The 13,163-nt window shown below is 45.0% G+C and carries 12 protein-coding genes; 5 read left to right on the top strand and 7 right to left on the bottom strand.

Annotated elements, in window-relative coordinates; translation table 11 throughout:
• Positions 1-40: 40 nt before the first annotated feature.
• From ACTRWE_RS18125 to ACTRWE_RS18100, 6 genes are all read right to left on the bottom strand, one after another.
• A complete protein-coding gene (locus ACTRWE_RS18125) occupies positions 41-529 on the bottom strand; it encodes a hypothetical protein (RefSeq protein ID WP_462880444.1) in 489 nt (162 codons plus the stop codon).
• The gene (locus ACTRWE_RS18120; RefSeq protein ID WP_462880443.1) at positions 522-1,901 is read right to left on the bottom strand and encodes a DUF3696 domain-containing protein; all 1,380 of its coding nucleotides are present in this window, start codon (positions 1,899-1,901) and stop codon (positions 522-524) included. The genes ACTRWE_RS18125 and ACTRWE_RS18120 overlap by 8 nt, the downstream gene beginning before the upstream one ends.
• A 9-nt stretch (positions 1,902-1,910) precedes the next feature.
• Positions 1,911-4,799 (bottom strand): SNF2-related protein, encoded by a 2,889-nt coding sequence (locus ACTRWE_RS18115; RefSeq protein WP_462880442.1) that lies wholly within the window; start codon positions 4,797-4,799, stop codon positions 1,911-1,913.
• On the bottom strand, positions 4,796-5,755 hold the full coding sequence (locus ACTRWE_RS18110; RefSeq protein ID WP_462880441.1) for a WYL domain-containing protein: 960 nt from the start codon (positions 5,753-5,755) through the stop codon (positions 4,796-4,798). The genes ACTRWE_RS18115 and ACTRWE_RS18110 overlap by 4 nt, the downstream gene beginning before the upstream one ends.
• A 317-nt stretch (positions 5,756-6,072) precedes the next feature.
• Positions 6,073-6,372 carry a hypothetical protein gene (locus ACTRWE_RS18105; protein ID WP_442415391.1) on the bottom strand — a complete coding sequence of 100 codons (300 nt, stop codon included), beginning with the start codon at positions 6,370-6,372 and terminating at the stop codon, positions 6,073-6,075.
• Between the two features lie 87 nt (positions 6,373-6,459).
• Complete coding sequence (locus ACTRWE_RS18100) at positions 6,460-7,365, bottom strand: 3'-5' exonuclease (RefSeq protein ID WP_462880440.1); 906 nt, start codon at positions 7,363-7,365, stop codon at positions 6,460-6,462.
• Between the two features lie 652 nt (positions 7,366-8,017).
• Between ACTRWE_RS18100 and umuD the strand changes: the two genes are divergently transcribed.
• A complete protein-coding gene (gene umuD / locus ACTRWE_RS18095; RefSeq protein WP_108479629.1) occupies positions 8,018-8,467 on the top strand; it encodes a translesion error-prone DNA polymerase V autoproteolytic subunit in 450 nt (149 codons plus the stop codon).
• Positions 8,468-8,474: 7 nt separating this feature from the next.
• Positions 8,475-9,743 (top strand): translesion error-prone DNA polymerase V subunit UmuC, encoded by a 1,269-nt coding sequence (umuC, locus tag ACTRWE_RS18090; protein ID WP_462880439.1) that lies wholly within the window; start codon positions 8,475-8,477, stop codon positions 9,741-9,743.
• Between the two features lie 10 nt (positions 9,744-9,753).
• Here umuC and mobI read toward each other — a convergent pair whose 3' ends face one another.
• Entirely contained in the window at positions 9,754-10,197 is a 444-nt protein-coding gene (gene mobI / locus ACTRWE_RS18085) for a conjugative transfer protein MobI(A/C) (protein WP_032479290.1), read from the bottom strand.
• A 464-nt stretch (positions 10,198-10,661) separates the two neighbouring features.
• On the opposite strand from mobI, the gene ACTRWE_RS18080 reads away from it, so the two are divergent.
• Genes ACTRWE_RS18080 through ACTRWE_RS18070 form a run of 3 tightly spaced genes read left to right on the top strand, consistent with a single transcriptional unit; the run spans position 10,662 to position 13,151 of the window.
• On the top strand, positions 10,662-11,636 hold the full coding sequence (locus tag ACTRWE_RS18080; protein WP_008305551.1) for a ParM/StbA family protein: 975 nt from the start codon (positions 10,662-10,664) through the stop codon (positions 11,634-11,636).
• Between the two features lie 2 nt (positions 11,637-11,638).
• Positions 11,639-11,908, top strand: a complete 270-nt coding sequence (locus tag ACTRWE_RS18075; RefSeq protein WP_039847056.1) for a hypothetical protein — start codon at positions 11,639-11,641, stop codon at positions 11,906-11,908.
• A gap of 1 nt (position 11,909) precedes the next feature.
• Positions 11,910-13,151 carry a tyrosine-type recombinase/integrase gene (locus tag ACTRWE_RS18070; RefSeq protein ID WP_064497193.1) on the top strand — a complete coding sequence of 414 codons (1,242 nt, stop codon included), beginning with the start codon at positions 11,910-11,912 and terminating at the stop codon, positions 13,149-13,151.
• Positions 13,152-13,163: the final 12 nt, after the last annotated feature.

The raw sequence follows: 13,163 nt of genomic DNA, 5'->3' as shown, positions 1-13,163 counted from the left end.
GCTTTTTAACTAGCTCGTTGTACTTGCTCATAGTCTTCTCTTAATTTGGTTGACGTTCACAGCAATCAGGACATAACTGTTGTACGGTAATATTCAATTGGTTCATTAATTCTTGTTGCTCTGCCCAGTCGCTGTCTGTCGCGTTTACAACATGCGCCCCAGCGGAAACCGCCGTTGCTAAAAATTTTCTATCTGATGGGTCAAAGTTATTTTTTGGTAACTCGGCAAAGCCTCGTTGATCATCAGCAACCTGATTGATTGTTACTAATTCGATATTCTTTTCGGCGTATTGATTGTCATGCAGATACTTAAAAAACATATCACCCACACCTGGGTTACCGGCATAACTAAGGTGTTTGGCATATTCATCCATTATCAAACTTGTTTGATCGAGACAGATTGAAAGGTGTTCGCAACGCTCTAAAAGCTCAACGCAAGCCAGCTCACAATCGATTGATGCTTGTGATGAGTGGCCATTGGCGACAATTGCAACATTGCTATCAATCACTTTTTTAGCAACATTACTCACTACATTGCTCCGAATCTTGTTTGGCTTTTCGTTTTAACAATGCCGCCTTGCGAGTAGCGGCAATTTCTGCCATTTCATCGCCAAAAAAGTTTTCAGGCCAATTGTGAATTGACCCAAACTCGTCTAATTGCAGTGTTTCGTAATTTGCACGTCCTTGTTTTGTCGAAAAGAAGTAAAGCGCAATGTCTGTTTGTTCAGCACTGCTCTCTGCAACTCTTCGCTGTAAACGGCGTATAAAGTGCTCACTATGGCTTTCGACAATCACCTGAACATTGCGAGTTTTAGATACAGTTAAAATTAAATCGGCAAGCTCACTTTGCACTGATGGATGTAAGTGAATCTCGGGCTGTTCTAATAAAACAGTACTCCCTTCGGGAACATAATAGAGCAACACTAATACTGGTAATATTTGTGACACACCAAAGCCAACATCGGTAAGGCCAACCTCACTGCTGCCTAATTCTTTTTTAACCAAAGTGCGGAAAATATTTGAATTTGCTGCCACTTCTTCTACACGGAAAGAATGGATTAATCCCAAAGCTTTTAGCCAATGAGCAATCATTTCTTCAAAAGTCTTATTGTGCTTTTTATAGCCTAGGCTTCTTTTTTCATTTCGAGTTGAAGCGGCCAATATGGCATTAATGGTAAGTTCACCTCTAGTACCCACATCTGTAGGACTAGTTCCAGACCACTGATATGTGCGTTTTGGATAGTCGCGAAGTGGCCCTAAGTAGTAAATATTATCCATCGCCGCCTCAAAGGACGCTTCAAACTGGCTAAGAAAATCCGCATTCTGATAATAAGTTTTGGCTTGATCCGGGAAAAGATAATTTTTGGTTGGCTTTGGTAATTTCCACATACGTCCCTGAGTACGTGTAAAACGAAACTTCGTAGTACCCTTTGCTACAAGATCAAAATCTTTGGAATCAGGTTTTCTTTGTATTGAAAATTGATGATCCGAAAAACCATAACCTAACGTTTTAACAGCTAACAGCTTATCTTCTAAACCGATAGAGGAAGATACTTCTAAGCTAGAAGCTTTAAACAAAACGCTAGAAGAGCTTTTTTCTACATCTTGTATTTTTAACTCTTTGGGTAAATTCCAAGTTAAATTCCAAGAGATATCTTTTGTCGTATCGTGTTTGAATACCACATCATGATATGTTCCTAATTCAACCAGCTTGTCATGACCACCAAAGTCAGCAGCAATTGCTCTATCGCTGTTATCTTTACTTTGTTTAAGCATAAGTAAGAAGTGAATTAGGCTACTTTTACCGGAGCTGTTTGTTCCGAATAAACCTGTCACCATGCCAAAGTTTATCGCTAGCTTTTCCCAGGCCTTGAAGTTGTTAAGTTCTAGTTTTTTTAACATGTATGCCTCCTATATCACTTGCCAACGAATTGTGAACAACTCTGTCACTTCAGTTCTTTGCTTCATGCGCTCTTCTAAAGCAGCGATTAGTTCATCACGCTTATCAGCAATTTCGTCTTCAATATCAAATATCTCCATTCGCTGGCGTTTTTGTAGTCGTTCCAGTTGCTTGAGCTTCTCTTGATTTTGCTTTTGCTCTTCAACTGTTATAGCGTGCCTAGACTCTCTCTTTACTGACTTAATTTGTGCCTTCGTATCTCGCAGCGCTTCCTCTGCTGCGAACACTTTGTCTTCAGCCCACTTCTCTAATTTGTCTCTTTCAACCTCAAACAATGCATTATTTTCGTCCATAACTTCAGCCAGCTTGGCGTCAATTTGCCGTTTTTTCAGTTCAATAAGCTCAGAAGGTAGGGTATTTTGCTCGTTGCCGTTCTCATTTCGGCCTACACTCGCCCCTAAATTAAACAGCCTTTTACAAGCATCATTATCAATAAGTTGGCCACTGTCTGTTTTAGCTGTAAAAAGCAAAAACTCTTGCCTGTTGAATGCATCAACTCCAAGAACACTCAACGTTAACCACCCTGACTGACCCTTTAACTTTTCAGCAACGGATATCTTTGTTGCATGATTGGTGTAGTCGAACGACAGCAGTGCTCGTTTAGTTTCTATCGATTTAGCATTATCAATTACATATTCACCAAGTGGATGATTAATGCGGTAAGCATGGCTATGTTGATCTTGAACTTGCAACTCACTGTTTTCACTACCTGCTTTTCTCAGTAATTGATATTGACCTACTGGCAGCTGCTTGACTGATTTCTGTAGCGTAAATCGATAATTTTCGTGGTCAAAACTGGCGCAATCTTTTAATTGTTGATGCGTTACAGCCCAAAACCACCGTCCCACTTTGTCTAGGCGCTCTCTCGCTTCGTCGAGTTTGATCTTTAGAATATCGTGGATGTCTTCATCAAAGTGCTCAAGTAACTTTTCTTGGGTCCTTTGCATTTTGACGCTAATTTCCTCTTCAAGCTCTTTTTGTAGCAACGAGAATGCAGCTTCAATTTCATCAGACGAGCGACATGAGTCATAGATAGATTGAATTCTTTTTTCAAAGTCTACACCGCTCTCGATACTGCCTAGTACGCTATCTGATGCACCAAACACACCATCAAATAGATTAAACTTTTCTGTTAGCAGTTCGAGCACTCGCTGATCTGCCTGGTTTCGTTGATTGAGTAAGTTAATAACAACCACATCAAACTTTTGACCATATCGGTGACAACGTCCAATCCGCTGTTCTACACGCTGCGGGTTCCAAGGCAAATCGTAATTGATTAACAGAGAGCAAAACTGAAGGTTAACACCTTCAGCCGCCGCCTCTGTCGCAATCATAATTTCTGCATGTTCTTTAAAATGGTCTATCAGCGCAGAGCGCTTATCAATTTGCGCAGATCCTGTAACACGTGATGACCCTTGATATTGCTCTTTCCACTGTTGATAAACTTTGTTCGCTTGAGGTGTGTTGTTAGTGCCACTAAAAGTAACGACTTTATCGGCATAACCATTGTTTTCGAGAAATTCTGCTAAGTACTGCTGGGTACGCATTGACTCAGTGAAGATGATGACTTTTTTGGCAGCGCCCATTTCAGCGAGTTGTACAAATCCTTTTTCTAAACCAACAAGTAGCTCTTTTGATTTGGTATCAACCCCGATTTGCTCTGCTTTTTTGATCAAGATTTCCAGTTCTGAGATTTCAGCATGAAGAGCAGAAAAATCTATTGGTTTTTTCTCTTGCGCTTCAGATGTAGTATCAAGTTCATCAACAAAATCATCCTCCAAATCGTCGTCTGTAATGATTTGTTGGACGATGTCGATTGCACTGTCATCTTCCCCGTCACTCGCTAACTTTTCCAATCGATACTTAAGGATCTGCAAGTTGTTAAGCACTGCCTTTGTACTTGAAGACAAAAGTTTTCTCAGGATCAATCCTGTCAGATGTCGATGTCTCTTCGGTAGTGCATAACTGTCTTCTCGTTCAAGCAATAATTGCACGCGTTCGTACAAATCTTGCTCTTGTTCACTAGGGTAAAAAGGTATCGTTATAGCCTTTCGCTCAGTGTACTTAATGTATTCAAGCACGTTTTTACGCAGCGTTCGCTTTACAAACCCAGACAAACGTTCTTTCAACTCCAAAGGGTCGCTATCCGCCTGCATAAATTGTTTTCGGAATGCTTTTTGATCGCCAAAAGCATGCTCGTCAATTAATGTAGACATGCCATAAAGTTCCATTAAAGAATTTTGTAATGGCGTGGCAGTCAGTAACAGTTTCTTACGGCCATCTAAAGCACGTTTAAGAGCTTGACCCATTTTGTTACTTTCACGATGTGCATTCCTTAGCTTGTGGGCTTCATCAATTACGACCAAATCCCACATTTCAGCAACAAGTTTCTCTTCTAATCTAGCCGCATAATGGTAAGACATGATGACGATTTGCTTGTTATTGAGCGGGTTATAGATACCTTCCCTTTGCAGCTGGTTAAATGTTTTTGCATCAATAACTTGAGATGGCAGATTGAATTTTTCTAACAATTCACAGGCCCACTGACGTCTCAATGACGCAGGGCAGATGATTAACAATTTCCGTTTACGTTCAGCCCAGTATTGACAAAGGACTAATCCAGCTTCAATTGTTTTACCCAAACCTACTTCATCAGCAAGTACAACACCTTTGCTGAGCGGATTTTCAATGGCAAAAAGAGCGGCTTCAATCTGGTGTGGGTTCAGGTCAACGCTGGCGTCAAATAGCGACTGGGATAGCCTATCAACCCCATTATTTGAATGCAGGATTGATAATTCGTGCGCAAAATACTTAGCATGATATTCCGTAATATTGTTCATTCATCTTCCTCATAACTTGGCGCTAAAGCTAAGTTTGCTACTCCATATAACGCTTGTTTGTTTTTCAGCCATAGTTGATATTCAAGTTGCTTCAATGAGTGATTATATGAACAGTCAACATTCCAAAGCCGAAGCAAGTACCCCGCAGTTGCCGCTCTAATCTCAACCTTTAGAACGCCACCCGTCATGCCATAGTCCAGCTCTATCGCTTCACTGTGCTCAATACGTGGATGCGGCACTAACTCTAGCTCTACAAATCGGTTCCATTGCCGGTCCTGGGTTTCTAGTTCAGCTTCAGATAACCTTGAGTCTTCAAATACAACCGCTGCTTTAATTCGGGTCAGCACAAAGTCACGGAACTCACCATGCTTGCGGTCAAAACCACGAACATGCCAACGCAGGCCATTGTCCACCAGCGTATGCGGTACAATTTCACGCGTGGTTTCACCGCTCGATAACGACACATAGGTGATATTCAAGGCTTTGCCTTTGTGTATGGCCTCGGTAACTCTCGCCACTATCGATAGATTTGGTTTGTTAAGGTGATAAGGCGCTTCACAAGCCAGCGGCGGTTTTACCTTTCCAGTAAAGCCATCACCGTACCCTTGGCTAATCGTCGCCAGCGTTCTCACAACGTCGTAGTCGAACAAGGGCTCAAATGCTTCACCACGCTTATGCAACTTGAGCTTTTGGTCATACTCAATGTTGCCTGGTGCAAGCTCTCGGTACATGGTGAAGTCTTTCGTTGCTTGTGCGGCGGCTATACTGAAGCGATCTACTAAGTCTGCCCGTACCGCTTCTCCCTTAAACAATAAGGTGAAATCGATATGGGCAATGCGATCCCTGGTTGCTTGTGGCAACTGCGCTATCTGCGAAAGCCTATCTGGCTTTCCCTTAGCACCTTCTTTAGCGAGTGAACTCGCCACTACCGTTTGTTTCAGACCATCATTTGTCATGCGTCTTGTTTATCCAATTCAACCAGATTCTTAAAACTCTGTTTATAAAGTACGGTCAGACATCGCGTAATCACATTGAATAGTGTCACTCAATGCTGCTCTTTATCCGCAATGACTAATCAATCTCTACTGGTTGAAGCTGGACAGATGGCCATAAAACACTGAATAGGCTTCAACCTAATTAATTTTATTAGGTATCATCCTATCACAAATTATTTTGTAGGGAAGACTAAGCGGCAACTTTTTGATCTGGATTGCAATTGCCGCTCAGGTATGGGCGTGAAGGCCTTGTTTCGTGTCATTGGTGATAGCCGCTATCAATGCGCCACCCGAACCAATGGCACCACGATGTTACCGCGATGCGATACCCCGTTGTCCGACTCTGTAGACATCAGGGCTCGTTGTTCACACTCCCGAATGCGCCTAGCAACTTCTGCCTGGGCTGGTAGCAATGGCAGCATCCCTTCAGCAATCGCGTCTGGGGCAGACTCTTGGCCACAGGACATCAAATGCTTCCATGGATCTTTAAGAAAGCGCTCGAACGTGATGCCAAATTCAATGATGCGGGCAGAGACGAAGATTTCGCCCCAGTATTCAATGTAGGTGTCTTGGTACATGGAAAGATTCCTCTTGTTGGTTAAACCATGAGTTCACTTTCCATTTTCCAGAGATTTTCAAATATGCAAGGCTTACCTTGTGAAGAGCTACAAAGCTTTAAATCGATTGCGGGCATCTTTGTAGTCATAGTGGGCATGTTCTGAGCCACGATGATACAAATCATCCAGGTAAGTTTGTTCCTGCGGCAACTCGTCTTCGCTGATTTCGCGCCACCAATGTTTGTTGGCACCTTTAACACCGTCATGCCAGCGGTAACCGCGCTCTTTTAAATAGTCCTTTACGTCAAACGGCGCACCAAACGCACGAACTAACATAGTTCGCCTGCCTGCTTCAGACAACAAGTTTGCAACGGACTCGGGCAACAAATGAAACAACCAGGCCATCGCCAAACAATCGGTTGCAGCTCGGTGTCCTTCATAGAACCAACCTAAGCGAAGCAGCAGGTACTCAAGTTTTCGACTTTCAAAGCCCAGTGCTTTCCAATCTATGCCACTGGCTGAACAGGCCCAAGATAGATGGCCTAATGCGGCAAACCGCTTTTCAAAGAAAGGACGATCAAACTGTGCATTGTGCGCAACCACCAGCGGATCATCGGAGAACCAACTCGCAACCAGTGCATCATCAATGCGCTGGCCTTGCACCATCTCATCGGTAATACCGGTTAACTCGGTGATCAGCTCGGGGATTGGCTTGCCGGGATCTTCATACAAGCTGATCACATCAACAATCGACACAATCCGCTTAGCCGAGGGGCTGTAAAGCACCTTAACCATACCAAGCTCAATAATGGACTCGTCATCGGCAGACAGTCCAGTTGTCTCTGTATCAAGCAGCACCATTGGCTGTTCATCACCGACCATAGCAGAAAGTTCAAGTGGCCAGGACTGCGGTTCACGCGTTAATGGAATGCGCTCCAGCAATCTAAAATCTTCTGGTCTTTCTGGGATATCCGCCAGGCGCTCTAGCGGAAATGGCGCAGGGGCTCTTGTCATTGATGGTTCCTCTTCAATTCTATTGTTCGCTTTGGGTTATTTCACTGTGCCTTGTCCGTTTATAAACGCATTTGTACAAAATGCACCTTGGATACCTCAGCGTTTTTTAATCTTTCTACTGGGTGAACCCATGTATGAAGGCTTTGGCTAAGCCTTTCAGAAAGTCTTAGCTAAACCCTTTAGGCAACCCTTACCGATACCCTTTACGTATGGCTTAGCCAACCCCTTTTCAAACGGTTGCAAAAGGCTTGAACCGAGTTCGACTGAGCATTTTAATGGTGCTCCTGACTTCGCTTTAAGCCAGTAAATTCAATACGGAGCAGAATTTTACTAACTGTTTTTAAACCGTTTGCAAAGGGTTCAACAAGCCTTGTCTGACGGTTACCTAACCCATGCGTTAACCAGTAGCAGTAACAGGATCAGTAACAGAAACAAGAGCAGTAGGCAGAAGCAGTATTGTCCAAGCCTTGCAGGCTTTGACGAGGGCGAGCTATCCCCACATCAAGCTTTTCACCACAAAAAAGAAATCACTCACAACACAACGTCTTACTCGAACAACTACAGTTTTACCTACAATTTTACTTGTAGAAATCAGCATAGCATTAGATACTGTATAAACAAACAGTGTCAATTCTGATTTTCGAGGTTCGTCATGAGTGTCTCGCTGATAGGCCGTAGCGGCGCACTTGCCTTCATCAAAGCCAAGCGCCTTCGCATTCCATTATTCATGGAACGTGTTTCTGCTGGTTTTCCCTCACCAGCGCAGGATTATGTTGAGCAAACGCTCGACCTTAACGAGCTTTGCATCAAGCGACCGGCTGCAACGTTCTTTGTGCGTGTTGAAGGTGATTCAATGATTGATGCCGGGATTCACCCAGATGATATTCTGGTGGTTGATCGCTCTGTCCAAGCCGAACACGGTGATATTGTCATTGCTGGCATTCATGGTGAACTCACGGTAAAGGAGCTTCAACTAAGGCCGTGCGTCATGCTGATCCCAAGAAACCCGGCGTATGAGCCCATTCATATTCCTGAAGGGGCAGAGTTAGAGATATTTGGTGTGGTCACCAATGTGGTGCGAAACATGCGCCGTAAGTCGTGACGATCCCATGCCTGTATTTGCCTTGGTGGACTGCAACAACTTTTACGCCAGTTGTGAGAAGCTGTTTCGTCCTGATTTAAAAGATACGCCAGTTGTGGTGCTGTCCAACAATGACGGCTGCGTGGTTGCACGATCGCGTGAAGCTAAGTTACTCGGTATAAAAATGGGCGTACCCGTCTTTCAGATCAAGGCTGAAATGCAGCGCCATGGTATTTTGGCTTTTTCATCCAACTATGCGCTGTATGCAGATTTAAGCAGTCGAGTGATGCGCACTTTGGAGGAGATGGCACCACGAGTAGAGGTTTACTCCATTGACGAAGCGTTTTTGGATTTAACCGGTATAGAGTCAGCCATATCCCTTGTCGAGTTCGGACAACAAGTGCGAGAGCGCATAGGCCACTGGATTGGGATCACCGTCTGTGTAGGCATTGCACCGACAAAAACACTCGCCAAGCTGGCAAACCATGCCGCCAAAAAGTATCCAGCCACTCAGGGGGTTGTAGACCTGACCAATCCAGATCGGCAACGTAGATTGCTCGCATTAGTCCCGGTTGATGATGTTTGGGGCGTTGGTAGACGGCTTTCTAAGCGTTTAAATGCGTTGGGTATCACCACAGCCTTAGACCTAGCCAATGCCTCTCCTAGAGCCATCAGAGACCAGTTTTCAGTGGTTTTAGAGAGAACCGTCAGAGAGCTCAATGGTGAGTCGTGCATTGAACTTGAATTGATCCCACCAACTAAGAAACAAATTGTCTGTAGCCGTTCATTTGGCGTAAAAGTAACGCACTTTGAATTGTTACGTGAAGCCGTCTGCGAATACGCAACCCGCGCCACTGAGAAGCTTCGCAAAGAACAGCAGCAAGCCAAAGTGATGACCGTGTTTATACGTACCAGCCCCTTTAAGGACAACGAGCCGCAATACAGCAACTCCACATCGGGCGAGTTGTTGATACCCAGTTGCGACACGCGGGATTTTATCGAGCTGGCCAGTCACTTACTCAAGCGGATATGGAAGGATGGTTTTCGTTATGCCAAAGCGGGCGTCATGCTGTCTGACTTTTACGATCCTGGCATGTTTCAACCAGGACTATTCAATGAAGTATCGACCCGCTCTAATAGCCAGCAGTTAATGTCTGTATTGGACACCATTAACCAAAGCGGTGCCGGAAAGGTTTTCTTTGCTGGACAAGGTACGAAGAAAGATTGGTCGATGAAGCGAGAGCATTTGTCTCCCGCCTACACAACACGCTGGGACCAGTTGCCGCGAGTGAAGTAGACCCGGTGATTTAATAGGCATTCACTCTGCGACGCAGCATGTTGAGCTTATCAACCTGGCGTCGAATATCACTGAAAAATTCTTCTTTCTCCATGGCCAGCGCTAACTCCCATTCTTTGGCTAGACCTTGGCAGTCCAAAAATGAGTATCTCAGCTTTGTCTTTGAAATACGCAGTCCCTTGCTAAAGACCACGCGCTTGCCTCGTTGACCGTGAAAACTGTTGATGTACCACTCTATGCCAAAGCCATACTTAAAGTCTCTGATACGGACACCAAGCAGCCCCCAATCTTTAAAGGGCGCATTCTCACGTACCTTGTAATGGGTAACCCAAAAGTCATCAACTTCAGCTCGTGCCAGCGCTTTTAGCCTGTCCGTTTCTTGCTGAAGTAAATCTGATACCTCTGCTTTCCATTGTTCATTGACGATTTCTACCAAACCAATTTCCCCATCCAATTAACCCCAAAAGCCAAAACCACTATCCGTTTGGCTTTTGGATCGAAACGCCAAACGTAAAACTGCCGTAACAATCACTGTTTGGCGTCTCGATATAAATCAACTCGCGCAATCCCATACCTGACAAGGGATACAGCCCGATTTCACTTAAAAACGCCTAAAAAGACGTATCGTCATGAAGATACAAACCGTTTGGCGAGTTCAGGCCAGAATGCAAACGACGTTTGGCGTCTCGATTTTTTTGGCTAGGTCATCCGCCGCCAAACAGAGCCTATTCTCATACTTTTGCGAAAATGCAATAGGCAGATAGATGAAAGGATTTGTCACCTTTCTGCCCACCGCCAGTGCACCGAATCCTGATAATGACATTTGAGTGAACCGCCAGAGCACTTGGAAATGCCCAAGTGTGACCTGAGCGGTTGATTGAAAACCGTTAGAGCACTTTGAGTGCACAGGAGATAAGTATGTTTGTACTAGGCGTAGATATCGGTTACTCAAACCTGAAGCTGGCCATTGGCCAATCAGGCAGTGAACCGAAAACCATTATTCTACCTGCGGGTGCCGGTCCTGCGGATCGTATGCCGGAGCGTATCGGTGGAGGCGATGATGAAACTTGTTTGTATGTCTCTGTCGATAATGAGCGTTGGGCCGCTGGTGTGCCTGCTGGACGCCTTCAAGGCTGGGAACGAGAGCTTCACCCCGAATATCCCACCACAAAAACCTATAAGGCGCTTTTTCATGCTGCCTTGTTAATGGCAGAAACTGAGTCCATCGATTTGGTTGTCACTGGATTACCGGTTTCCCAGTTTCATGAACCACAACGCAAGTCTGACCTTGTGAAACGTTTAAAAGGTGTCCATCAAGTGACGCCTAAGCGCAGCATCACCGTTCATGACGTCAAAGTGCTGCCGCAGCCTGCCGGTGCCTATATGGATCTGGTTCAAACAGGTGGTGATTTGGGCTTGATTGAAGAAGGTCGCGTCGTCGTCATCGATCCCGGCTTCTTTTCTGTTGACTGGGTTGCCCTTGAAGCCGGAGAAATTCGCTACAGCTCATCAGGAACCAGTCTTCAGGCAATGTCCGTGCTACTGGAAACCATTGATAAGCTGATTTCAGAAGATCATGGTGCCAAAGTAGGTATGGATCGACTTGAAAAAGCCATGAGAACAGGCGACTTGCAGGTGCTGCTATTTGGAGAAAAAGTCGATATTTCACCTTATCTGAATGCTGCCATGAAAAAGGTAGCGCCTGTTGCTCTCACAGCCATGCGCCAATCTATGCGCGACGAAAGCATTAATGCGGACTTGGTATTGATCGCCGGAGGTGGAGCCTTGGCTTATAAGGAAGCGGCCAAGGAGATTTTTTCACGAAGCAAGATCATCGTGCCTGAGCAGTCTGTTTTGGCGAACGTCCGAGGCTTCTGGTTTTATGGGGCCTGATCATGAGAGTTGTCGTCAACATTCCCCCAGGGAGCCACCCAGAACTACTCAAAGAATTGGAAAAGACGCCACCACGGGAACGCGCTGAGCGTCTGCGGATGCTGGCCACCTTTGGGTTAATTCACATGAGCCAACCCAATCTATCCACGACATCTGTACAGGTGGATGACCATGCTCCAGAAGTTGAAATTACTTCTGTGAGTAAAGCGCCAGAACCCAAAGCAGAATCACGTAAACAATCATTAAAATCAAAACTAGGGCTGGGCTTATAACATGGCGTTATCAGTTAGCTGGCTCGATGCCAGGTTAAATAAAGAAGCAAAAGAAACCGTAGTAAAAGCCGACCGAGATGGGCTAAGTGCTCGGGTATCGCCCAAGGGCAAAATTGTTTTTCAGTTTCGTTATCGTTTCGATGGCAAGCAACAGCGGGTAGACATAGGTACTTACCCACTTATGAAGCTTGCTGAAGCTAGGAATGAGCTGGATAGGTTAAGGGCTGTACTCGACCAGGGCAGAAACCCCAAGCTCTACCTACAGCAGGAACGGGCCAAGTATTCTGCCAATCAAAGCTTCGAATCGATTTTTCGAGACTGGATAGACTCTGCCGGTAAGCAAGGGCTAAAGGAGACAACGTGGCACTACCAAAAACGCAGCAGTGAAATATATTTGCTGCCCCGACTTGGCAAGTACCCATTAACTGACATCAATGAATTATCCTTGCGTAACTGTCTTCGTGAGGTTTCGGAGTCGTCCCCTTCAAACACAGAACGCCTAGTGTCTGTACTGCATAAGTTCTATGACTGGCTGATAGATGAACAGATTTTGGAAATTAACGCTGCCGCTGGAATCACTGCAAAGAAAGTCGGCGGCAAGAAAGGCAAACGAACTCGGGTGCTAAACGACAACGAAATCAGGATACTTTGGCGTTATTTACATGAGTCAAAAATCACTGAGAAGAATCGCATCTACATAAAACTGCTTCTCTTATTGGGAGGGCGCAAGGGCGAACTCATTCAAGCTGAAAAGCATCACTTTGACTTGCAATCTGCAATGTGGACAGTGCCCATAGAGATCCGCAAACAAGGTGAGAAAATTGGAGCGCCGATCATGCGGCCATTGATTAAGCCAGCTATTGAGCTGATTGAACTGGCGATGCAGATGAGCAAATCAACTTACTTGTTTCCCGCGAACGGACAAGAAGAGCTTGCCACAAATGGCTTTGATACCACTATTCCTAACAATGTGAAAATCTGGGCTCGCAGATCGCTTGGTATTGAGATGGAACACTGGTCTATGCATGATCTTCGCAGAACGATGCGAACGCGAATGTCGGCCATCACGACGCAAGAAGTTGCCGAGTTGATGATTGGCCACAGCAAAAAAGGGTTGGATGCTATCTACAACCAATATCAGTACCTGGATGAAATGCGTCATGCTTACGACGTTTGGTATCAACAGCTAGAGACCATCATCGAGCCGACAGGCTTTCCGTTCAACTGGCGTTTCGGACAATAAAATAAAATTTAT

Source organism: Pseudoalteromonas sp. G5_S1_54_S4, from assembly GCF_054968565.1.
Note: the sequence above shows the minus strand (reverse complement) of the source record. Positions and strands in the feature narration are given on the sequence as shown.

Bases quoted from the DNA above. Each gene is read 5' to 3' on its own strand.
- ACTRWE_RS18105 (WP_442415391.1), bottom strand. From the start codon at position 6,372: ATGTACCAAGACACCTACATTGAATACTGGGGCGAAATCTTCGTCTCT.
- ACTRWE_RS18075 (WP_039847056.1), top strand. From the start codon at position 11,639: ATGAGAGTTGTCGTCAACATTCCCCCAGGGAGCCACCCAGAACTACTC.
- ACTRWE_RS18070 (WP_064497193.1), top strand. From the start codon at position 11,910: ATGGCGTTATCAGTTAGCTGGCTCGATGCCAGGTTAAATAAAGAAGCA.
- ACTRWE_RS18115 (WP_462880442.1), bottom strand. From the start codon at position 4,799: ATGAACAATATTACGGAATATCATGCTAAGTATTTTGCGCACGAATTA.
- ACTRWE_RS18080 (WP_008305551.1), top strand. From the start codon at position 10,662: ATGTTTGTACTAGGCGTAGATATCGGTTACTCAAACCTGAAGCTGGCC.
- umuC (WP_462880439.1), top strand. From the start codon at position 8,475: ATGCCTGTATTTGCCTTGGTGGACTGCAACAACTTTTACGCCAGTTGT.
- ACTRWE_RS18100 (WP_462880440.1), bottom strand. From the start codon at position 7,365: ATGACAAGAGCCCCTGCGCCATTTCCGCTAGAGCGCCTGGCGGATATC.
- ACTRWE_RS18120 (WP_462880443.1), bottom strand. From the start codon at position 1,901: ATGTTAAAAAAACTAGAACTTAACAACTTCAAGGCCTGGGAAAAGCTA.
- ACTRWE_RS18110 (WP_462880441.1), bottom strand. From the start codon at position 5,755: ATGACAAATGATGGTCTGAAACAAACGGTAGTGGCGAGTTCACTCGCT.
- umuD (WP_108479629.1), top strand. From the start codon at position 8,018: ATGAGTGTCTCGCTGATAGGCCGTAGCGGCGCACTTGCCTTCATCAAA.